Annotated in this window: 18 protein-coding genes; 5 read left to right on the top strand and 13 right to left on the bottom strand. The window is 43.0% G+C overall.

Features of this window, described 5'->3' with window-relative positions:
- Positions 1-9 precede the first annotated feature (9 nt).
- The 3 genes from HRU23_12650 to HRU23_12640 form a co-directional block, all read right to left on the bottom strand.
- Positions 10-1,446 carry a hypothetical protein gene (locus HRU23_12650; protein ID NRA54987.1) on the bottom strand — a complete coding sequence of 479 codons (1,437 nt, stop codon included), beginning with the start codon at positions 1,444-1,446 and terminating at the stop codon, positions 10-12.
- Positions 1,446-3,077 carry a thiol oxidoreductase gene (locus HRU23_12645; GenBank protein ID NRA54986.1) on the bottom strand — a complete coding sequence of 544 codons (1,632 nt, stop codon included), beginning with the start codon at positions 3,075-3,077 and terminating at the stop codon, positions 1,446-1,448. Before HRU23_12645 ends, HRU23_12650 begins: the two co-directional genes overlap by 1 nt.
- A gap of 114 nt (positions 3,078-3,191) precedes the next feature.
- Positions 3,192-4,547, bottom strand: a complete 1,356-nt coding sequence (locus tag HRU23_12640; protein NRA54985.1) for a metalloproteinase — start codon at positions 4,545-4,547, stop codon at positions 3,192-3,194.
- A gap of 402 nt (positions 4,548-4,949) precedes the next feature.
- On the opposite strand from HRU23_12640, the gene parC reads away from it, so the two are divergent.
- A complete protein-coding gene (parC, locus tag HRU23_12635) occupies positions 4,950-7,250 on the top strand; it encodes a DNA topoisomerase IV subunit A (GenBank protein NRA54984.1) in 2,301 nt (766 codons plus the stop codon).
- Between the two features lie 91 nt (positions 7,251-7,341).
- On the opposite strand, the gene HRU23_12630 is transcribed toward parC, so the two are convergent.
- The 3 genes from HRU23_12630 to HRU23_12620 all read right to left on the bottom strand — a co-directional run bounded on the left by HRU23_12630 (position 7,342) and on the right by HRU23_12620 (position 9,510).
- Positions 7,342-7,545 (bottom strand): cold-shock protein, encoded by a 204-nt coding sequence (locus HRU23_12630; protein NRA54983.1) that lies wholly within the window; start codon positions 7,543-7,545, stop codon positions 7,342-7,344.
- Between the two features lie 166 nt (positions 7,546-7,711).
- Positions 7,712-7,969: a YfhL family 4Fe-4S dicluster ferredoxin gene (locus tag HRU23_12625; protein NRA54982.1), complete on the bottom strand. Its 258-nt coding sequence runs from the start codon at positions 7,967-7,969 to the stop codon at positions 7,712-7,714.
- A gap of 107 nt (positions 7,970-8,076) precedes the next feature.
- On the bottom strand, positions 8,077-9,510 hold the full coding sequence (locus HRU23_12620; protein ID NRA54981.1) for a tRNA 5-hydroxyuridine modification protein YegQ: 1,434 nt from the start codon (positions 9,508-9,510) through the stop codon (positions 8,077-8,079).
- A gap of 286 nt (positions 9,511-9,796) precedes the next feature.
- Between HRU23_12620 and argG the strand changes: the two genes are divergently transcribed.
- Together argG and HRU23_12610 are read left to right on the top strand one after the other, a co-directional pair.
- Complete coding sequence (gene argG, locus HRU23_12615) at positions 9,797-11,035, top strand: argininosuccinate synthase (GenBank protein NRA54980.1); 1,239 nt, start codon at positions 9,797-9,799, stop codon at positions 11,033-11,035.
- Positions 11,036-11,238: 203 nt separating this feature from the next.
- Positions 11,239-12,081 (top strand): HDOD domain-containing protein, encoded by an 843-nt coding sequence (locus tag HRU23_12610; protein ID NRA54979.1) that lies wholly within the window; start codon positions 11,239-11,241, stop codon positions 12,079-12,081.
- Between the two features lie 99 nt (positions 12,082-12,180).
- Here the strand turns inward: HRU23_12610 and queF are convergent, their stop codons facing one another.
- Positions 12,181-13,041, bottom strand: a complete 861-nt coding sequence (gene queF / locus HRU23_12605; GenBank protein ID NRA54978.1) for an NADPH-dependent 7-cyano-7-deazaguanine reductase QueF — start codon at positions 13,039-13,041, stop codon at positions 12,181-12,183.
- 39 nt (positions 13,042-13,080) lie between these two features.
- Here queF and syd point away from each other — a divergent pair, with 39 nt between their 5' ends.
- Positions 13,081-13,725, top strand: a complete 645-nt coding sequence (gene syd / locus HRU23_12600; protein ID NRA54977.1) for a SecY-interacting protein — start codon at positions 13,081-13,083, stop codon at positions 13,723-13,725.
- A 22-nt stretch (positions 13,726-13,747) separates the two neighbouring features.
- Here syd and HRU23_12595 read toward each other — a convergent pair whose 3' ends face one another.
- The 4 genes from HRU23_12595 to HRU23_12580 form a co-directional block, all read right to left on the bottom strand.
- Positions 13,748-14,605, bottom strand: a complete 858-nt coding sequence (locus tag HRU23_12595; GenBank protein ID NRA54976.1) for an ABC transporter permease — start codon at positions 14,603-14,605, stop codon at positions 13,748-13,750.
- 12 nt (positions 14,606-14,617) lie between these two features.
- Positions 14,618-15,490: an ABC transporter permease gene (locus HRU23_12590; protein ID NRA54975.1), complete on the bottom strand. Its 873-nt coding sequence runs from the start codon at positions 15,488-15,490 to the stop codon at positions 14,618-14,620.
- An 8-nt stretch (positions 15,491-15,498) separates the two neighbouring features.
- Positions 15,499-16,599 carry an ABC transporter ATP-binding protein gene (locus HRU23_12585; protein NRA54974.1) on the bottom strand — a complete coding sequence of 367 codons (1,101 nt, stop codon included), beginning with the start codon at positions 16,597-16,599 and terminating at the stop codon, positions 15,499-15,501.
- A gap of 243 nt (positions 16,600-16,842) precedes the next feature.
- The gene (locus HRU23_12580; protein NRA54973.1) at positions 16,843-17,913 is read right to left on the bottom strand and encodes an extracellular solute-binding protein; all 1,071 of its coding nucleotides are present in this window, start codon (positions 17,911-17,913) and stop codon (positions 16,843-16,845) included.
- 356 nt (positions 17,914-18,269) lie between these two features.
- Between HRU23_12580 and HRU23_12575 the strand changes: the two genes are divergently transcribed.
- Positions 18,270-18,698 (top strand): response regulator, encoded by a 429-nt coding sequence (locus HRU23_12575; GenBank protein NRA54972.1) that lies wholly within the window; start codon positions 18,270-18,272, stop codon positions 18,696-18,698.
- Positions 18,699-18,937: 239 nt separating this feature from the next.
- Here HRU23_12575 and HRU23_12570 read toward each other — a convergent pair whose 3' ends face one another.
- Positions 18,938-19,711 carry a Zn-ribbon-containing protein gene (locus HRU23_12570; protein NRA54971.1) on the bottom strand — a complete coding sequence of 258 codons (774 nt, stop codon included), beginning with the start codon at positions 19,709-19,711 and terminating at the stop codon, positions 18,938-18,940.
- Positions 19,708-20,031: a hypothetical protein gene (locus HRU23_12565; protein NRA54970.1), complete on the bottom strand. Its 324-nt coding sequence runs from the start codon at positions 20,029-20,031 to the stop codon at positions 19,708-19,710. Before HRU23_12565 ends, HRU23_12570 begins: the two co-directional genes overlap by 4 nt.
- Positions 20,032-20,292 lie beyond the last annotated feature (261 nt).

Genomic DNA, 20,292 nt, shown 5'->3' with positions numbered 1-20,292 from the left:
ATCTCAATCCTAAATTGATTTGATAAAGCGGATCAGCGCCATACGATCAGGCTGTTCCATTGTTAAATATTGTTGTTTAGCATGTTCGGCTTCACCGCCATGCCACAAGATAGCTTCGCTAATTGAGCGCGCGCGGCCATCGTGAAGAAAACGGTTTGAACCGGTTATTTTCTGTTGTAGACCGATAGCCCATAGTGGTGGGGTACGCCACTCATTACCATTGGCTGAAAACTCAGTAATACCGTCGGCCAGCCCCGGTCCCATGTCATGCAACGCCAAATCGGTGTAAGGCCAAATGGTTAAATTGGCCAGTTCACTGGTTGGATAATCGCTGCTAGTAACATAACTAGGGGTATGGCAACTGGCACAGCCACTTTGATAAAACAAACTGCGACCGCGCTGGCTTTGCGGGCTTTTGAGCGATCGCGTTGGTGGCACACTGATATAGGCGCTAAAGTCATTGACTAGTTTTAATAATTTTTGCGGAATTTCAGGGCCGTCTTGCTCGCCAAATTTTGAAACTTGCTGACAGCCTACTTGGGTCGCGGTGCAATTTTCTTGTGGGAACATCGGGCTGGTAATGCCAATGTCGCCAACAAAAGCGGCGGCAACTTGCTGAGCAAGAGTAGGGTGCTTGGCTTTAAACCCAAAGCGACCAATCGCCTGTTGATTACCTGAAACGGCATTGGTCACGCGGTTATAACGCGCTGAAATTCCGTCGTTATCACTGTCGTTGGGATCTTCTTGAGCCAGTAAATCATCCTCGCTTATTGCATCGAGCAAGCCCATCCCATAAATGCTGGGGGCGTAACGTGGTGAAATACCAATATCTTTAGCCAGCGGTCCATTGCTAAGTTTGGTTAGCTGATAACTTGGTTGCTGCAGTTGATACGGCTCACCATCGGCGAAGGTGCCATTAATGGTCTGGTATTGTAAATCAAGCCAAGCTTCCCCTTGCAGAGGCTGTTTGATGCTTGCGTGCACTTTATTAACGGCACGAGGCTGGATTTGGCCGCCGTAATGAGGGTCAATCTTGTTGACTCCAGCGACGGTACTGCCTAAACGTAATAATAACGACGAAGGTTGGTGAACACCTGCCTCTGACATTGGGCCACGCCCACCAGCATGATGGCAGGTTATGCAAGATCGGGTGATAAACAATGGGCCCAAGCCGTCACGATCGGCGGTCGCCGCAGGGGCGGCTATCCACGGATCGCGAAAAAACGAAAATCCGGTCCAAAAATTGAGCTGTTCCATCCGCGAAATATTGGCCAACGGATAAATATAACTGCGTAAATGCAACCGTTCAACGGTTGCAGCGCCTGCAGGTGCGAGTTCGGCCTGACTAAATTTAGGCACAAGTGTATTGGCTTTATCATTGCTGGCTAAGGTGGTTGTAGCCACCCCCGCCAACAACAGCCATCCAAGATTGATGGCGTTTCGCATTATAAAGATCCTACAAAGGCCAATAACTGCTGACGTTCAGTCGCATTTAATTGAGTAAACTTATCTTTAACGAGCTGGGCTTCGCCGCCGTGCCATAAGATAGCCTCGGCGTGGTTACGCGCGCGGCCGTCATGCAAGAATGTTGCCTTGGCATTAACTGTTTGCACTAAACCTGTGCCCCACAAGGCAGGGGTTTTCCATTCGCGGCCATTAGCATCGGCCATTGGCAAGTCATCAGCTAAGCCTTCACAGCGTTGTACATATAAACATTGCTGACCAGACTCACAACTCTCACCATTGTCGAGTTCGCGGGTTACCTGACAGCTGCCGCCCATGTCATGCAATAACAAATCGGTATAAGGGAAAATAACCTGATTGGACAAATAACTTAAGGTTTCAGGCTCAGGTAACAACGCAAGGAGGGTTATTTTTCCTAAGCGACTGCCAACAACGTCGCCAGTTACGTGGCGCGGGGTATGACAATCAACACAGCCGGTTTCAAAAAACAACGCTCGACCCGCGGCAATTTCAGGGGCCCAAGTCTTCGTCTTTTTATCGTAACCACGGCGTGCAGGTACCGCCAATACTTTATTGTAAAACTCAACCAGCGCTAATTGGCGGTCAATAATGTCGGGTTTATTACCGCTATTTTTTTCTAACTTGGCTTGTGCCAGACAAGCGACTTGCAATGGCATGCAAGACTCTTCAATAAACAGGCTGTTCGTAATGCCGATATCGCCACGATAAGCGCCCGATGTTTGCTGTAAAACGTTAGGGTTTTGCGCTTTGTAAGCAAAGCGACCCAGTTCCATTTTACCGGTCATCACATCTTTAACCATCGCGGCTTTACCTGAAATGCCGTTGTTGTCTTGGTCAGTCGGATCGCTCAGCGCCAAGATATGCTCGGCCGGAATACCTTCTAACAAACCTGAACCAAAAATGGCCGGCGCAACGCGCGGCGAAAAGGCCACTTTAGGGTTAAATGGACCGTAGCTTAGGTCTTTGACCTTATAAATAGGCTGACGTAATTGGTAACTTACGCCATCACTGTATTGACCGGTAATGGTTTTATATTCAATAAAGGCATAGGCTTCGCCATAGAGTTTTTCGCCACTTACTGAACCATTGTGTTTTGGTAATCCTGAGGTGGTATCACCCGATAGTAACCCTTGCGCTGCAAAGGTTTGAATTTGGTCGCCGTACATTGGGTCGACATTGCCGTCGGTATCACCGACTTTTAAAAACATGCTGACCATTGGTTCATCGGCATTTTCGGGTACTAAACCTTTGCCGTCATTAAGGTGACAGCCCTGACAACTCGCCGCATTAACTACTGGGCCAACGCCTTTGTGTGGGGTTCTAAATAGGTGATCGCCCGAGGTAAAAAAACCATCGGCTTTAAAATCTCTGGCCACAGGTTTTGGTCGGCGGCTAAAGGCATTTTTGTTAAAAACAAACATTGTGGTATCACCGCCAGCGAGATGTTCATTGGGCGCGATAACATGACTTGTTAGTGGCAGTAAACCGCTGTGATCTTGTGCTTGGCTATTAGTTGCTGGTTCAGTGGCGAGTGCTGTGTAAGAAACGAGTAAACACAGTAAAGAGGGGATAGAACGTGTTAGATACCGCATGACTTATGTTGATTCCTTGAAACGACTAAAGGGTTCATAAAATGAACCCTTTAAATTACTGATGATAACCTTAGTCGCTTAATTCAAATTGATTAAGCGCAAGTTAACTTATTATTAGATTTTTTCTTCAGTGTCATCACGTAAGCTGTTAGTGGTAACGCCTAGTGCCTTGATCACGTTTTCAATATCATCAGTTTGTGCAACTAAGTTTTTAATCACAGCCATAACGTCTTGCTGAGCAACACCTTCTTGAATTAATACATCAAAAGGAATACCGGCTTTAGCTTTTGCATCGATAACAGCAGCGGCTTTCATTGTTGCTGCTAATGAACCACGTAGCTTGTTTGCTAATGCTTGCTGCTTGTTAGCTACTAGTAGATCGTGAACCGAAGTACCGTGGATCTTTTCGCCGTTGATGCGAGTGTAAGTAGCGTTGTAGCTGTTTTGTACGCCTTGAGCATTTAAGAAAATGTCACGGTGAGTATTGTCACTAAAACATGAATGCTCATCTTCTTGAGAATCAGTTGTTAGTGCAATGTTGATACGTTCGCCAGCAAGTTCGCCGAAGCTTAAACGACCCATGCTTTCTAAGATTTTAGCCAGAGAAGCATCGCCACCAGCAACAAAGTTCTTGTAGTGTGAGCCAGTAGGCGCCCAAGCATTAACAACAGGTGTTAAGTCATCAATTAAAATGTCAGTAACAGCAAGTAGGTAATCACCACGACGGTCACATGTTGCATCAGCTACGCTAACTTTAGCACCTGAAGTACATGCTTTAGCGTTGCCGTTAGCTGCTGAGAAGTAATCAGAAACCGGACGTTGACCAGGAGTATTGTCATGCTTAAGTTGGTTAGAACTTGAATTTTGGTTTAAATCTTGACCCCAAAGTAAGAATTCAATCGCGTGGTAACCAGTTGTTACGTTACGTTCGTCTTCGCCTTTACCATTTAGCTCTAAGATGGTTGCTTTGTTGATCGTTGCGTAATCTTTGCTGTTAGCAATAATGTTGCTGCTAAGTGCACGGCCGTTTTCGCCAAATGCGTCGCCGTCAACCTTTGGAGATGTTGATACGTAATCGATAATGCCTTCGCCTAGTGGCCAAGCGTTAATGTTACCTTCAGGGCCGTCGCCTTCTTCACCTAAGCTACCATCTGCTTTAAGTGCATCGATAGGACCAACGCGGAAACGGTAAACTTCAGTTTGGCCGTAAGGTTCGCGTGAATCAATCCAAGCTTGCTTGGCGGTAGCTAGGCTTTGCTCGGTAGGCGCTGCAACGAAAGCTGTTAGGGCTTGCTTTAAAGCTTTAGCCGTCGTTAGCGAGTCACTGTAAGCTGCATAAGCGATGTCAGCATTAGACTTTAATACGGCAGCGCGTGTTACGTCACTGTTGCTTGCAGAGCCAGCTACTACAGGTAGGCTTACACCTAGAACAACCGCTAGTGCTACTTTAGACAGAGAGTTAATCTTCATTATCGATATTCCTTTATTACGTAAATCAAATATATGTATGTTTGGTTCAACGTTTTAATTTAGTTATCCGTAAGTTAACTTACAGCGAGCTAATTGTTGAGTTCAGGTAAAATCTACCCGTAGATTTCGCGACAATGATAATGGTTACTGATTCATTGAGCAAGTGGTAATGCAAGTAATTTTCATTTGGGTTTAGATTTAACTAATTGATGTTGGCGGGTTGAGAATATATATTGCGCGCCTTAGTGGGCAAAGTTTGTTGTGCTAGCAATGACAAATTGAGGCTGGTTTGATAAAATGAAATTAAAATACTGTCGCTGTTAACTTACGGGTTATTAAGATGAAACTTGCTCATCTTATCGCCATTATCGACAGCTGAAAATAATCACAAGGGTCAGAGCCGTGAACGACACAACAAAAATGAGCCTAGATGGCATCGAGCAACTGTCGATGCAGCAATTTACCGAAGAGTCTTATTTAAATTACTCAATGTACGTCATTATGGATCGTGCATTGCCACACATTGGTGATGGTTTAAAACCAGTACAACGCCGTATTATTTATGCGATGTCTGAATTAGGCTTGTCAGCAGGGGCCAAATATAAAAAGTCGGCCCGTACCGTTGGTGATGTTTTAGGTAAATTTCACCCCCATGGCGATTCCGCCTGTTATGAAGCCATGGTATTAATGGCTCAACCTTTTTCGTATCGTTATCCGTTAGTGGATGGCCAAGGTAACTGGGGCGCGCCTGACGATCCTAAGTCGTTTGCGGCAATGCGTTATACCGAAGCCAAATTATCACGCTTTAGTGAATTGCTGTTGGGTGAACTGGGTCAGGGCACGGTTGACTGGCAGCCGAACTTTGACGGCACCTTAAAAGAACCGATGGTGTTGCCTGCGCGTTTACCGCATATCCTACTTAACGGCATTACGGGTATTGCCGTGGGCATGGCAACTGATATTCCGCCACATAATGTCCGTGAAGTGACCAGTGCTTGTATTCATTTACTTGACAACCCTAAAGCGAGTTTAGGCGAGTTACTCGAGCATGTGAAAGGGCCTGACTATCCGACTGAAGCCGAGATTATTACCCCTAAGGCTGAAATTGAAAAAATTTATGCTAATGGCAAGGGCTCAATAAAAATGCGGGCGGTGTTTACCGTTGAAGACGGTGATATCGTTATTTCGGCGCTGCCACATCAGGTTTCTGGTGGTAAAATTTTAGAACAAATTGCGGCGCAAATGCAGGCCAAGAAGCTGCCGATGGTGTCTGATTTACGCGATGAGTCTGATCATGAGTCACCGACTCGTTTGGTGATTGTGCCACGGTCTAATCGGGTCGATGTCCAAGAATTAATGAATCATCTGTTTGCCACAACCGATCTGGAAAAAAACTACCGGGTTAATCTTAATATTCTGGGGCTTGATAAACGCCCACGGGTAATGAGCTTAAGCGAAATTTTAAGGGACTGGTTATCTTACCGGCTTGACACCGTGCGCCGGCGTTTGCAACACCGACTCGATAAAATATTAGCCCGCTTGCATATTCTTGATGGTTTGCTGGTCGCGTTTTTAAATATTGATGAAGTGATTGAAATAATTCGAACCTTTGACAATCCTAAAGCCGAGTTAATGAGTCGGTTCAATATTTCGGTGATTCAAGCCGATGCAATATTAGAAATAAAATTACGTCAGCTGGCTAAGCTTGAAGAAATTAAGATTAAAGCGGAGCAAGACGAACTGGCGATTGAACGTGACAAAATAGAACTTATTTTGTCGTCAGAGCGCCGGATGAAAACTTTAGTTAAAAAAGAATTGATCAGTGACGCTGAAAAATATGGCGACGACCGACGCTCGCCAATTGTTGCGCGTACTGAAGCCAAAGCGCTGCAAGAAAAAGACTTAGTACCTAGTGAAGCCGTGACAGTCGTCGTATCCGAAAAAGGTTGGGCCCGTTGCGCCAAAGGCCATGACATTGACGCTGATAAGCTCAGTTATAAGACCGGTGACGGTTATTTGTGTTCGGCGAAAGGCCGTAGTAATCAACCCGTGGTCTTTATTGATAGTTCAGGACGTGCATTTACGACCGACGCCCACACCTTGCCATCTGCACGTAGTCAAGGTGAGCCATTAACAGGACGCTTCACTTTAGTTGCAGGTGAAAGCATTGAACATACCCTAATGGGCAAGGACGACCAGTTATATTTATTGGCGACCGATGGCGGTTATGGTTTCATTGCCAGCTTTAGTGACATGATAAGCCGCAATAAAAATGGTAAGGCGTTAATTAGTCGACCTAAAGGCGCGAATGTACTGCCGTTAACCCCCATTAGCGATCAAACATCGCAGCTGTGTTTGTCGATATCTAATGAAGGTCGGATGTTGATTTTCCCACTGGAAAGCTTGCCAAAGCTGGCGAAAGGCAAGGGCAACAAAATTATTAATATCCCAAGTTCTCGGGTGCAAACTCGTGAAGAGTTTGTCAAACAAATTGCTGTTATTAGTACGGACAGCGAAGTAACCTTGTTTGCAGGCAAGCGTAAACTGACCTTAAAACCAAGTGATTTAGAACATTACATTGGTGAGCGAGGACGTCGTGGTAATAAGTTACCGCGTGGTTTACAGCGAGTTGATTCAATTGTAGTGTCTGGCTGGGATGGTCTTGATGAGCCGTTAGCTGAGCAAATAGAACCAGAAGCTTAAAAGGATAGTTAGGCTGGCGTTGATAACGGTTTAGCGGTTGGTTTTAAAAACGAAGCAAGGTGTGAAGACACCTTGCTTAATGTCGGTCGGTTTAACGTAGTACCACGTTAAGGGCTTGCAAACCTTTCGGGCCTTGCTCAACGTCAAATTGAACCTCTTGGCCATCGTTGAGGGTCTTAAAACCATCAGACTGAATTGCTCTAAAATGAACAAAAATGTCTTCGCCACCGGGTTGCTCTATAAACCCAAAGCCTTTTTTCTCATTAAACCATTTTACTCGACCTGTTACTGCCATGTTTGATCTCCATGTATCGATGATTTGTGTAACTATTATTTCTTGTTATTACACATTATTTAAATGACGAAAAGTCATGGTTACTTCTTAACCGTTTTTGATACTAACTCAATTATCACTAAAATAAAATAGTATAATTGTTTGATCGAGTAGAAGATTATTTGAGCTATATTTGATCGTGGTGAACAATCAACACATATTTCTCCAGTAATTGCTCTTGAGTCTCAATATAATCAGGGTCAACAATAATGCAGTCAATCGGGCAGACTTTATCACAAGTGGGCTTTTCGTAGTGACCGACACACTCGGTGCATAACACGGGATCAATTTCGTAGATCACCGCACCATAGGTAATCGCGTCATTAGGGCATTCTGGCTCACACATGTCGCAGTTAATGCAGTTGTCTTTAATTAGTAGCGCCAAGTTTATCCCTTACATTAATACCAATTCCAGAGGCAGCGCTTTAAGCGATGCCTCTGGCTTGATTTACTTGTTCAGTTATCAGTGTCTATATAAGTTTTTTTATTGGCCTATTTAGCCTCGTAATGCGGATTGCGTGAGTCCTGTTCAACTTTAAAGTGACGCATTAATAATGCAAATGCTAAGTCAATATCTTGCGGCACGGGCAGATAAACCACATGACCTGAGCCGGGAGCAACCGTAATAGCTTGGCCATTTTTATCTTCAAGTTGTTCTAAAACAAAGTTGATATTACCGCTAGGCGTCATTAATTCGAGGCTATCACCAACCAGAAATTTATTTTTAACCTCAACCCGTGCCCAACCTTTATCGTTACGGCAGGTTATATCACCAACAAATTGCTGGGTTTGGGACATTGAGTAGCCGTAATCGTAATTTTGATAATTATCATGGTTATGACGCCGTAAAAAGCCCTCTGTATAACCACGGTGTGCCAAATGCTCTAAAGAGGTCATTAAAGTTGGGTCGAAAGGTTTACCTGCCACCGCGTCGTCAATGGCTTTGCGATACACTTGCGCTGTTCGGGCGCAATAATAAAATGACTTTGTTCGACCTTCTATTTTTAATGAATGTAGTCCAATGTGCGTTAGCTGCTCAACCATTTCGACCGCCCGCAAATCTTTTGAGTTCATGATATAGGTACCATGCTCGTCTTCAAATGCTGGCATATATTCACCGGGGCGGCCGGCTTCTTGTAATAGGTAAATGTTATCGGTGGTCGTTCCCTTGCCTAAAGTTGGTTGTACTATTGCTGGCTCAGTTTGTGCTGGCTCAATTTTTACCGGATTAACTTGTTCCCGATCAGCGGGTGTTTGCGCTAATAATGGCGGCTTAGTGGCGACAATATCGCCAGTCTCATTTTCTGTTGCACCGTGCGCATCATATTTCCAGCGACATGAATTGGTACAGGTGCCCTGATTTGGATCGCGTTTGTTGATGTAACCTGATAATAAACAGCGACCAGAATAGGCCATGCATAAAGCGCCATGGACAAATACTTCTAATTCCATCTCCGGCACGGCTTGGCGGATTTCTGCTATTTCTTTGACTGATAATTCACGCGATAAGATCACGCGTTTGATCCCTTGCTGATACCAGAACTTTACGGTTGCCCAATTAACCGCGTTGGCCTGGACCGACAAGTGGATAGTCAATTGAGGATAGGCCTCACGGACCAGCATAATTAAGCCCGGATCAGACATAATTAATGCGTCTGGTTGCAATGCTACTACTGGCGCTAGATCGCGGATATAGGTTTTTAACTTGCTATTGTGTGGCGCTATATTGCTGACCACGTAGAATTTTTTTCCTAACGCATGGGCTTCGTTAATACCGATGGTTAAATTTTCAAGGGTAAATTCATTATTTCTCACGCGTAAGCTATAACGAGGTTGTCCTGCATAGACAGCATCGGCACCATAGGCAAAGGCGTAGCGCATGTTTTTTAAGCTGCCAGCCGGGGATAATAGTTCGGGGGTATACATTAAAGCAGTTCTCAGGGAATTTGGATCGGGAATTTTATCTTGATGTTAAGGGCTATCAGTTGATCTCAATCAAGTGATAGCCAGTCAATAAACTCGCAACAGACTGCATGATTAATGAATTTTTATTCATGATCTCGATATAAGTATTCATTTATTGTTGTGTTTTATTAGTCATTAGTATATGTTGGCTAGCATAATAACTCGGTATATGATTACTGGGTGTTTGTCTTCTTTTCGGCTGGTATATAGTCGATATTTTTAACCGATATTTGTGTGAGTGTTTAGTATGGAATTGTCAGATTTAAAAGATAAATTAGTAGGTGTTTGTGTTTCTGGTGGCTTGGATAGCAAAACAGTTACTAAGCGATTAATGGAAGATAACATTAAAGTTATCTGTTTTTCAGCTGATCTGGCTCAACCTGATGAAGACGATATTCAAAATGTTGTGCGTAAAATGGATCCTTGCGGTGCCGAAACGGTATTAGTAGACCTGAAAAAAGAAATGGCAGACGCTTGTTTTGAAACAATTAAAGCTAATGCGACCTATGACGGCGGTTATTGGAATACCACAGGTATTGCGCGAGCCGTGACTGTGCAGGGGCTAATTAAAGCCATGAAAGCGCGTAACGTGAATATTTTAGCGCACGGCGCAACAGGTCGTGGCAATGATCAAATGCGTTTTGAGCGTTACACACGCTCGCTTGCACCTGACATGCAAGTATATGCGCCATGGCGTGACGCCAAGTTGTTAGAGCAATTTCCTGGTCGTAGTGAAATGGCCGACTATCTTGCTCAGTTCGGTATTCCTGCTGTCATTGGCATGAAAAAGAAGTATTCGACGGATGCTAACCTTGCTGGTTTGTCTCATGAAGCGGAAGATCTAGAAAGTCTCGAAACTTCATGTCTCATTGTTGAGCCGACCATGGGCGTATGGCCGCAACAAGCACCAGACAAGATCGAAAATGTTACCGTTAAATTCGAACACGGTTATGCAGTTGAAATTAATGGTGAAGCATTAAACCCTTTTGATTTAATGAGCAAAGCCAACGAAATCGGTGGTCGTAATGGTGTTGGCATGTCCAATGCGTTAGAAAATAGAATCATTGGCACCAAAAGCCGTGGTGTTTATGAAGCCCCTGGCATGGAGTTATTAAGCCAAGGTCTACAAAACATTTTGCAAGCCACTTTAGATCGTCGTTCGACAGCACTTTATAACAGCTTAAGTCGAGTTGTGGCAGATCAAATTTATGATGGCCGTAATTTTGATGTTGCAACTAAAGCAGCGATGAGTGCGATTGATAAGCTAACTCACAGCGCGACCGGTGAAGTGAACTTAGGTTTATATAAAGGCAATGTGTTTTTCAATAGCATGGTTAATATTGAGGCGTCTTTATACAATGAAGAAGATTCCTCAATGGAAGCTAGCGACGGTCTTAACCCTGAAAGCTCGCAAGGTTATGCCGATATTATTTCGGTTGAAGCATGTGCATTAGCGAAAGCCGGACAATTTGCCGGTGATAGCTAGTTCACTAGCGTTTACTAAGTAGTTCGCCCCGAAACAGCATTTTTTTAATGCTGTTTTTTATTTTGGGCTTAGAAAAGTAAAAATTTAAAAAAGTTAGAGCGAAAAATAAAAATGGTGCTATATTAGTAATTAAGTATTATGCCTATTAATTATTCGATTATTAGACATGAATTTCATTCACTTAGATATATAACGGATTGCTTATGTCTACTGCAAATGCTTTGAGAACTATTCTAATTGAGAAGTTGAAAAATGACTCCTTAGTATTACCAACCTTACCCCGCGTCGCGATAAAAGTTAGAGATACGGTGGCAGACCCAGATTCAAACCTAAATCAAATTTCCAGTCTAATAGCACAGGATGCTGCATTATCTGCTCGAATGATCCGCATTGCTAATACGGCTCATTATAGCCGTGCAATCAAGGTCGAAAGTTTACAAACGGCGGTTACAAGGATTGGTATGCGCCAAATTAAAAACATCGTAATGGCATTAGCGATGGAGCAACTTTTTGTTTCTGAAAACGAATTCATTTCAAATTATCTCGCCAAATCTTGGCAAAAATCAACCGATGTCGCGGCTTATGCAATGGCTTTGTTTGCCACATTTAAAGCAGAAAATAAGCATACTCCGCTATTGGTGGATACGCTGACGTTATCAGCGTTATTACACAACATTGGTGTGTTACCAATTTTGACTGAAGCGGATAGTTATCCCGAAATATTTGCTGATCCTGAGTTTTTAGCGCGTGCTATTAACGACCTGCAGAGCCATATCGGTGTTGCGATTGTTAAAACATGGAACTTTAGTGATGATATGGTCGAGTGTATCCGTTATTGCAATACTACCAAGCATCAAACCGAAGAAATTAGCTATTTAGATTTTGTGCAGCTAGCCATTATCTGTCAAGAAAATGAAGCTGATTTGGCGGCCAGTGAAGCGGTGCTTAAACCCTTTATCGATAAAGGGGTATTGGTGAGCATGGAATCATTAAGCTCTGAAGAGTTTGTGGAAGAACTTGCAGCGGTCAAAGCAACGTTCGAATAAAACCTGCGCAAACAACACCAAAAAAGCACATCTAAAAAGCCCTTAGTAATAAGGGCTTTTTTGTTGGTCGGTGCGGTATTTTATTTAACTCAATTGGTATTACTGCCGAGCTTGCCGGTGGTTGGCTGGCGCGCTTTCAAAGTTACTGCGAAACGGGTTAATGTCTAAGCCACCACGACGAGTATAACGGGCATACACACTGAGCTGCTGGCAATGACAATACTTCATTAAATCGACAAATATACGTTCGACACATTGCTCGTGAAACTCGTTATGTTGACGGAACGAAATAATATAACGCAACAAGGCTTCTTGGTTGATTTTAGGGCCACGGTAATGGATTTCTACCGTGCCCCAATCCGGTTGGTTGGTGATTAAACAGTTAGATTTTAATAGGTTAGAGTGTAATCGTTCACTAATTGCCGGATCCGACAAATTAACTGCGCCAGCGAGTAACTGTGGTTCAAAATGGTAGTTATCGATTGATATATCTAACTCATCAATGCATTGGCCTTGGGGGCTTACAATGTGTTGCTGGTTAAATTGTGCGGCTAAAATGACGGTGACCGTGACTAGCCCCTTGGCACACTGTGACAGATCTTGAACTAATTGCTGCTCAACCTCGACAGCGCTGGCAAATTTGTGTTGATTAAAGCTATTTAAATACAGCTTAAAAGATTTCGACTCAACTAAAAACTCACTGTCATAAGGTAACGAGAATTGTGCCATTGCAACGACAGGTTTACCTTTTAGATTTAACCAAGACAACTCATAACCGGTCCAAATATCTTGTCCAGTAAACGGTAGCTCAAGGCCTAATTCCAGACTGTCTCGGTTTAATGAGCGCGGAACACCCTGTAACAGTTTTGCGTCGAAACTGTTATTATATTGCGTTTCTTTCCCTAGGGTTAAAGATTGCAAGGCTGGGGCATCTTGATAGTGATTAGAAGTGTCTGTCATGGGATCGGTAATCCATTGTTGATAATACTGAGTAATAAAATGTTAAATACTGCCGATAGCTTAAAGCAGTTTGCGGGTGATTATAGCAAAACTGTCGTGAATAAAACCGGACTTTTCCCACAAGTTTGCCATGATCCACAGTGGACTTCTCCTTGTGAGCTGGCAAGTGGCACCGAGGGGGAGATGTCACAGTGGCAATGGCAAAATCAAACGGGGCAATTAAGTTTTGTTGACGTTGAGCAAGCGCTAGAGCTGAGCTTTAATGAAGCAATTACCACTTATTACAATACGATATATAGTGGTTCGTTGTTTGCCACCTTTGGGGAGCATCAAATTGAGCTGCTACAAATTTGGAATAACAGTGACTTTGAGCGATTAAGTCAAAATATTATTGGTCATATTTTAATGCAGCGCCGACTCAAGCAGCAGCACACGGTGTTTATTGGCTGTATTGTTAATGGCGAGCAGATGCTTTCGATTGATAATAACACCGGTGAAGTGCTGCTCGAGATCCCCGGCGCTAAACAGCGTACGGTATTGTGTGGCTCGTTAAGTGAGTTTTTTAGCCAGGCACAACCACTAGCTGAGCCTGACGAGGAATTAGTCTACGAGCAGCCAACCCCGCTTAAAGTTGGATTGATGCCGCGGCTTAAAGAAATTTTCAATAGCCTACGTGGCAAGTAGGCTAACGCTATTAAATAAGCTGTTAGTGTTGGCTCTTTTCTTGGAATAAAAAATTGGCAAAAGCCAGCACGACACTGCCAACCATTAACAACAACGACACGGCATTTATCACCGGAGTTGCCCCTTCGCGTAAGCGATCGTACAGCGTGATGGTTAATGGGCTATCGGAGCCAACGAGCATTAAGGTGGTATTGAAATTTTCAAATGACATTAAAAAGCTAATCACGGTCGCGCCGATTATTGCAGGCATTAAGTAGGGTATTGTGATGGTCCTAATCGCTACAAGTTTGCTGGCACCTAAATTAAGGGCTGCCTCTTCAAGCGATAGATCAAAATTTCGCAGCCGTGCGGCGACAATTAACGTGCAAATTGTGGTGATGAAGGCAAATTGTCCCACGACAACCAGCGGTAAACCCGGACGGAATATTTCAAGATCAATGCCCCAAACATCGTCAAAATAATTGGCGACCGACGAACTCATAATTAAGATCGAAACTCCTAAAATCACCCCAGGAATAACCAAAGGTAACAAGGTTAGAATGTAAAGAAAGGTTTTGCCGCGAAAGTTTTTACGTTCGAATAAAAAGGCATTATTAATCGCCAAACCAACTGATAGTATTGTGGTAAAAAAAGCGACCACAAAACTGGTTAAAATGGATTGGTATAACTGACTATCATTAAATAAACCCAGTTTAGGTTCGCTATCCGAAATAAACCAAGCCCAGGTAAATCCTTGCCAGGGTAATGATGGAAACATGCTGTCGTTAAAGGCAAAAATAGCCACCACCACTAAAGGTGCAAACAAAAAGCAAAAAAACAGTGCGACATAGCTTTTATAACTAAATTTAAACAGCTTAGATTGTGGGATCGAGGGGATCATCAGACGAGTTTCCTATGACATAACTTTCGTGAAAGACTGGCGAGTAAGTTTGAGCCCACCCCACACAATTAACGATGAAATGGTCAGCAGTAATACCCCAAATGCTGAGCCTTGCTGCCAATTAAATCGGGTGATGAACTGCGTGAAGATTTGTTCAGTAAACCACAGGCTTGACTTACCGCCGAGTAAAATAGGGGTAAGGTAATTGCCGAGCGTTAGCATAAACACCACAATACAGCCCGAGACAATAGCCGGCTTAGCATGGGGTATAATGACATGCCATAAGACCGACCAGCCATTACCGCCCAAATCATAACCCGCTTCAATATGGCTATCGTCCAGACTTTCTAAGGTGGAAGTTAAAGGCACGACCATAAATAACATGCTGGTATACACTAAACCCAGCATAATAGTGGCATCGGTATATAACATTTCAACCGGGCCATCAGCCCAGTTTAAATACTGCAACCAGGTACTAATTACCCCACTTTCTCGTAATAAGATCATCCAGCCATAGGTTCTCACCAGTTCACTGACCCAAAATGGAATTAAGCACAAAACAAATAACAAACCTTTGGCTCGGCCGCGTAACATTTTTGCGATGTAATACGATACAGGGAATGCGATAAGCAAGGTTAAAATGGTTGCGATAATCGACATCGTCGCGGTGCGAACAAAAGTATTCCAGTACAGAGGCTCGTTAAAAAATTCAATAAAGTTAGCCAGTCCATACTCGTAAACTCGCGGCGCAACTCGCTCTTGCAATGAAATATTGAGCATTGTGAGTTGGGGTAAAATAACTAAAATGATTAACCACAATAAGATCGGGCCCAGTAATAAAATAAGGCCAAGATTAAACGAGGAATTCGTTGCAGGTTGTCGCATCAGCTTGATTACTCCGTGGTCAGGGCGAAGGTTTTTACTTGGCTGGCCGGAAAACATACTTGCAATTTATCGCCCGCTTTTAGCTGCATATAGTTTGCTGTTTGCGGTAGCTTAACTTGCAGCTCGGCGCCTGAGTTTTGCTCTTTTACTAAAATTTGACTGTTAGCGCCATCAAACAAAATGTTTGTTACCTGAGTTTCTAGCAAATTGTGCAAACTGTGATCGCTGGTCGCGTTAGAAATATCAATTGCTTCTGGTCTGACAAAAATTTCGACCTTATCACCAAGGTTCATTTGGGAATTATCCGTGGCATCGCAGTTAAACACTAAACCTGATTCGGTTTTAACCGCCAGTTCGGTGTTTGAAATTGCAGTTATGTGGCCTGTCCATTTGTTACTGTCGCCAACAAAACCAGCGACAAAGGCATTTTTCGGCTGATAATATAATTGCTGTGGATCGCCCACTTGGTAAAATTTACCATGGTTCATTACCGCCACTTGGTCGCTCATTACCAAGGCTTCGGATTGATCATGGGTGATATACACAAAGGTGGTGTCGAACTCTTGTTGCAGCTGTTTTAATTCTACTTTCATGTGCTCGCGCAGCTTGAGATCTAAGGCGCCTAGAGGTTCGTCGAGCAGTAAAACATCGGGATTTAATACCAAGCAACGCGCAATAGCAATGCGTTGTTTTTGGCCGCCGGACAATTGGGATATTTTCTTGTTGCCACTATCGGCTAGGCTTACTCGGGCGAGTACTTCATCTACTTTGCGTTTAGTATCTGCTCGATTAACACCTTGGCGTTGCAAACCATAGCTGATGTTTTGCGCCACATTCATGTTAGGAAATAAAGCCAAATGTTGAAACACCATATTGACTGGACGTTTATTGGGGGCGACCCCAACCATCGATTTCCCTTTGATAAAAATCTCACCTGAAGTTGGATTGTCAAAACCGGCTAACATCCTTAGCAAGGTGGTTTTACCACAACCAGAAGGACCTAAAATTGAGAAAAAACTGCCCTTAGGGATTGAAAATGAAATGTTATCAACGGCGATAAATTCATCAAACCGTCGATAGATGTTTTTGCATTCTAAGTCTAAATTCATATTTTTTAACACTGATTGATATCCACTGATTGATCTCATTCAATAGACTTGGCACAACAGCGGTTGTGCCAAGCATAATACCAATCCCATTAATTAAGTGATCACCTGAGCTTGATAAAATCCATTAATTCTGCGTTGCTCTCATTCCTAATAGCTAGCTATTACTCAATCGAGCGCCTTGTCTAAATTAATTTTCTCCACGCACAGCAAGATCATACATTTAATGTAATTGGTATAAGTGATTTATTTAGCCGCTTTAACCCGGTCTAAAATTTTCCCTTCGATCACTTCTAAACCTGCGGGTACCGGTGGATACCATTTAATGTTATCAATTGCAGCGGTATCAAAACTTGCTTTAAACTTGGCGCTTAAGTTTGCGTTTACGAATTTATCGGCACCTTTTGAAGCGGTAAAATTACCCGCAGCATCGGTGATCATCGCCGCGATTCTTGGTTGCATCACAAAATTTATCCACTGGTAAGCCGCCGATTCATTTTTACTTTTACGCGGAATGGCAAAGGCATCGATCCAGCCTAAGGCGCCCGAAGCTGGCGCAACAAAGTTGATCGCTTTATTGTCGCTATTGAGTTGCCAGCCGCCTGCGTCCCATGCCATGGCCGCGACTGCTTCTTCACTGCGCATTAGGTTCTTCATTGCGTCACCGCCAGACCAGTAGGCTTTGACATTACCTTTACAACTGATTAAGCGCTCACCAACTTTATTCATTATTTGACTATATTTAGCTGAGTCATCGTAAGCAGCAAAGGGATCCATGCCCATCGCAAAAGCAAAACCGATTAAAGTAGGGCGCTTGAGGCGATAGGTGACCTTGCCTTTATACTGGTCATTACATAAATCGGTATAATCTGTTACATCGCTGGCTTTATCGCTATTTACAATTAAGCCCGATGTGCCCCAGACGTGCGGCACGCCATAGGATTTACCTTGATACATCGAAGACTTTTTAGTGGCGTCTAACATGCTGGTAATAATATATTTTTTGTCGATTTTTGAAAAATCAATTGGTTTATAAATATTGAACTCGGCATGGGCGCTTGCTATTCGATCTTGACTCGGCTGAACCAGATCAAAGCCACCACCACGGGTAGCAGATAGCTTAGCAATCATGTCTTCATTGTTTGATTTGGTGACTTCGACATCAATACCTGTGGCTGCCTTAAAGATATCAACCACTTCTTTAGGTGCATATCCACCCCAAGTAAGTAAACGTAAGGTTTCGGCATTGACCACTTGGGGTGTCAGGCACAGGCTAATGCCGGCCATCGTCAGTGAGCTAATTTTAAAAATATTCATTGTTATCTCCGTAATTAAGCTAAATGGCATAAAGCCATGATCAGTATCTTATGGATTAGTGACAATAATATTACAGTCAGAAATGAGAACTACAGATAAGCCACTTTACTTACTCGATGGTTGTAAAAATGACTAAATCAATAATAAATAATTCAAATTCATTCTAGAGTGGTTAGTTAATAAACACAATAAACACTTTGATTTGTGAGTATTTTGGTTCTTTCGTGCTAGTATTTTTAGTTCAGGTTGAAATAGCATGATATAAATATTTTATCACTCGAGCAAAACTAAAAAATTAGCGGCTAACAAGGAACGAGTTGGCTTAGGTCCCAATTTACGAACAATATGGAAATGCTATGGGCGAAATAAAAATATTAGTGGTAGATGACTCACCTTCGATGCGGCAATTGTTAAGTAGCAGTATCACCCAAATGGGCTATCAAAATGTGATGACGCTTTGTGATGGCGCTAAAGCGGTTAAAATATTTGAATCGAAAAAAATAGATCTCGTTTTTCTTGAACTCGATATGCCGGGGCTTAGTGGCATGGATACCTTAAAAAAAATAAAGCAACTGTGTGCTACCACTTACGTTGTTATTATTAGCAGTGCTAGCACTGCAGATAATGTTAAGCAGGCATTTACCCTTGGTGCGAGTGGCTTTATTGTTAAACCTTTCAATTTACACATGATAGAAGACGCGTTAGCCCAGTTTGAGAAGTATTGCGCCAGCTCGCAAGAAGAACAAATTGCCCGTCAAGACCGGCTACGTGCGGCAATGACTTAAACCAGGGTAAGACATTATCATTTAGATATCGATACATCTTACGTAAAGTCGAGGTGAATATGTCCGTATACGCTCAATTTCTCGTCCATGAAAAATACGGTTTACTGCACATACACCGATATATTGATCAATACCGGCGTTTTATTTAAAACGCTTTCGCCGTGTGGCTTAAGCAGTACGGCCACCAGAAAATAGAATTAACTGGACACTTTTGACCGCGAATAGTTACTGGGACAAAACTAACTATTGTAGTCCCATGATATATTCGAAACAATTTTACAACTATCACACTTAAAGTCTATTACCTGGTGCAGTGGCTCTGGCAAAGCCCAATCACCATCACAACCCGGACATCGGCGACTGCGTTCACTGGCTTCATCTTTGCCACCCACTCGATACAAATAATAGTAGGTCGAGATCCCGCTAAGTTGTGAAATTTTGTCGCGTAATGCCAAACCTCGTTGCGTCAAAGAGCTGGTTAATTCGCTGATTTCGGCTAAAGCAGCAAACTCGGCACTGCGTCCATTCATTTGCAATTGATCGCACGCTTGCCAGTCTTGCTGCCAATTAATCAACTGTTTATAACAACCATTGGCCAAGGGTGGTTGGCGATAGAGTGGGATCGGCGAAAAATGATCACCGCATCGTAACGGCGAGCATGTTTGCACATAACTGGTGTACAAAACTTGCCATTGCGGTTGGTGCTTTGGATCGGTGGTATCACAGTGAATATCTTGCCCTAAAATAGTTATTTTTGGTTGTAATATTCCGGCTTTGTTTAAATCTGAAATCGCATTTTTTACCGCTTGATTGTGGTTGCTGTAGGCGAGGGAGTCTTCTTCATGACATAAAATTTGAGTAACGAAAGCACCTTCTTTAAGCAAGGTTGGAAACTCTTGACCTATGATTTGTCCATTGTATTTCAGCTCGGTGATAACGCCTGAAATGGCGCGTTCGGCGGCGGTCATTGTGGTGTCTTCAAAGCACTCAAATTCTAGTTTGGCTATTATCACTGTGAGTTTAATCCTAACTGGGTTGTAATGGCGTTAAGTTGTTGCTTTAGCTGCGTTACTTGATCTTGTAATTGATCAACCTTGGCATTTAATACCGCGACTTCATTGGGAGTCGCTTGGCTGATTTTAGGTGTTGATTGCGAGCTATCATCGACTAAAGCACCTATTTGAGCCGGGCTTAAAGATTCAACTTTGTGTAAAGTTCTAAGTAATATCGGCATCGCAACATGACTGGTTAGTTTTGCCCTAACTAGTGCTACAGTTGGTTTTTTGCCGTTTTGTATCAATTGATTAACAATCGCTATAATTTGATGTTCCATTGAGTTGGCTCTGTTTTTTATCTCAGATGCTCATTTTAACATTATTTAGTGTTTAGATGGCGACAAATTGCGCGAAAAGATCACGGATTTAGCCTTAGCGCAGCATGGCAAAAACGCTGATTATTTGACCTTTAATAATTTTAAAGCACACAGAAAATGCAAATAATTAAAATCGTTATTTTTCAATCGGTTGCGATTGAGCGGTACTGGCCGAACAAACGTTTAAAACTACCGTATTTTATTTTGTTGTTTTTTAACCAG

The organism is Gammaproteobacteria bacterium, assembly GCA_013214945.1.
Classification (GTDB): Bacteria; Pseudomonadota; Gammaproteobacteria; order Enterobacterales; family Psychrobiaceae; genus Psychrobium.
This window is presented reverse-complemented; position numbering and strand designations above follow the sequence as displayed.

Coding starts and splice junctions, on each gene's coding strand:
- HRU23_12650 (NRA54987.1), bottom strand. CDS start 1,446: ATGCGAAACGCCATCAATCTTGGATGGCTGTTGTTGGCGGGGGTGGCT.
- HRU23_12645 (NRA54986.1), bottom strand. CDS start 3,077: ATGCGGTATCTAACACGTTCTATCCCCTCTTTACTGTGTTTACTCGTT.
- HRU23_12640 (NRA54985.1), bottom strand. CDS start 4,547: ATGAAGATTAACTCTCTGTCTAAAGTAGCACTAGCGGTTGTTCTAGGT.
- HRU23_12630 (NRA54983.1), bottom strand. CDS start 7,545: ATGGCAGTAACAGGTCGAGTAAAATGGTTTAATGAGAAAAAAGGCTTT.
- HRU23_12620 (NRA54981.1), bottom strand. CDS start 9,510: ATGTATACCCCCGAACTATTATCCCCGGCTGGCAGCTTAAAAAACATG.
- argG (NRA54980.1), top strand. CDS start 9,797: ATGGAATTGTCAGATTTAAAAGATAAATTAGTAGGTGTTTGTGTTTCT.
- HRU23_12610 (NRA54979.1), top strand. CDS start 11,239: ATGTCTACTGCAAATGCTTTGAGAACTATTCTAATTGAGAAGTTGAAA.
- queF (NRA54978.1), bottom strand. CDS start 13,041: ATGACAGACACTTCTAATCACTATCAAGATGCCCCAGCCTTGCAATCT.
- syd (NRA54977.1), top strand. CDS start 13,081: ATGTTAAATACTGCCGATAGCTTAAAGCAGTTTGCGGGTGATTATAGC.
- HRU23_12595 (NRA54976.1), bottom strand. CDS start 14,605: ATGATCCCCTCGATCCCACAATCTAAGCTGTTTAAATTTAGTTATAAA.
- HRU23_12590 (NRA54975.1), bottom strand. CDS start 15,490: ATGCGACAACCTGCAACGAATTCCTCGTTTAATCTTGGCCTTATTTTA.
- HRU23_12585 (NRA54974.1), bottom strand. CDS start 16,599: ATGAATTTAGACTTAGAATGCAAAAACATCTATCGACGGTTTGATGAA.
- HRU23_12580 (NRA54973.1), bottom strand. CDS start 17,913: ATGAATATTTTTAAAATTAGCTCACTGACGATGGCCGGCATTAGCCTG.
- HRU23_12575 (NRA54972.1), top strand. CDS start 18,270: ATGGGCGAAATAAAAATATTAGTGGTAGATGACTCACCTTCGATGCGG.
- HRU23_12565 (NRA54970.1), bottom strand. CDS start 20,031: ATGGAACATCAAATTATAGCGATTGTTAATCAATTGATACAAAACGGC.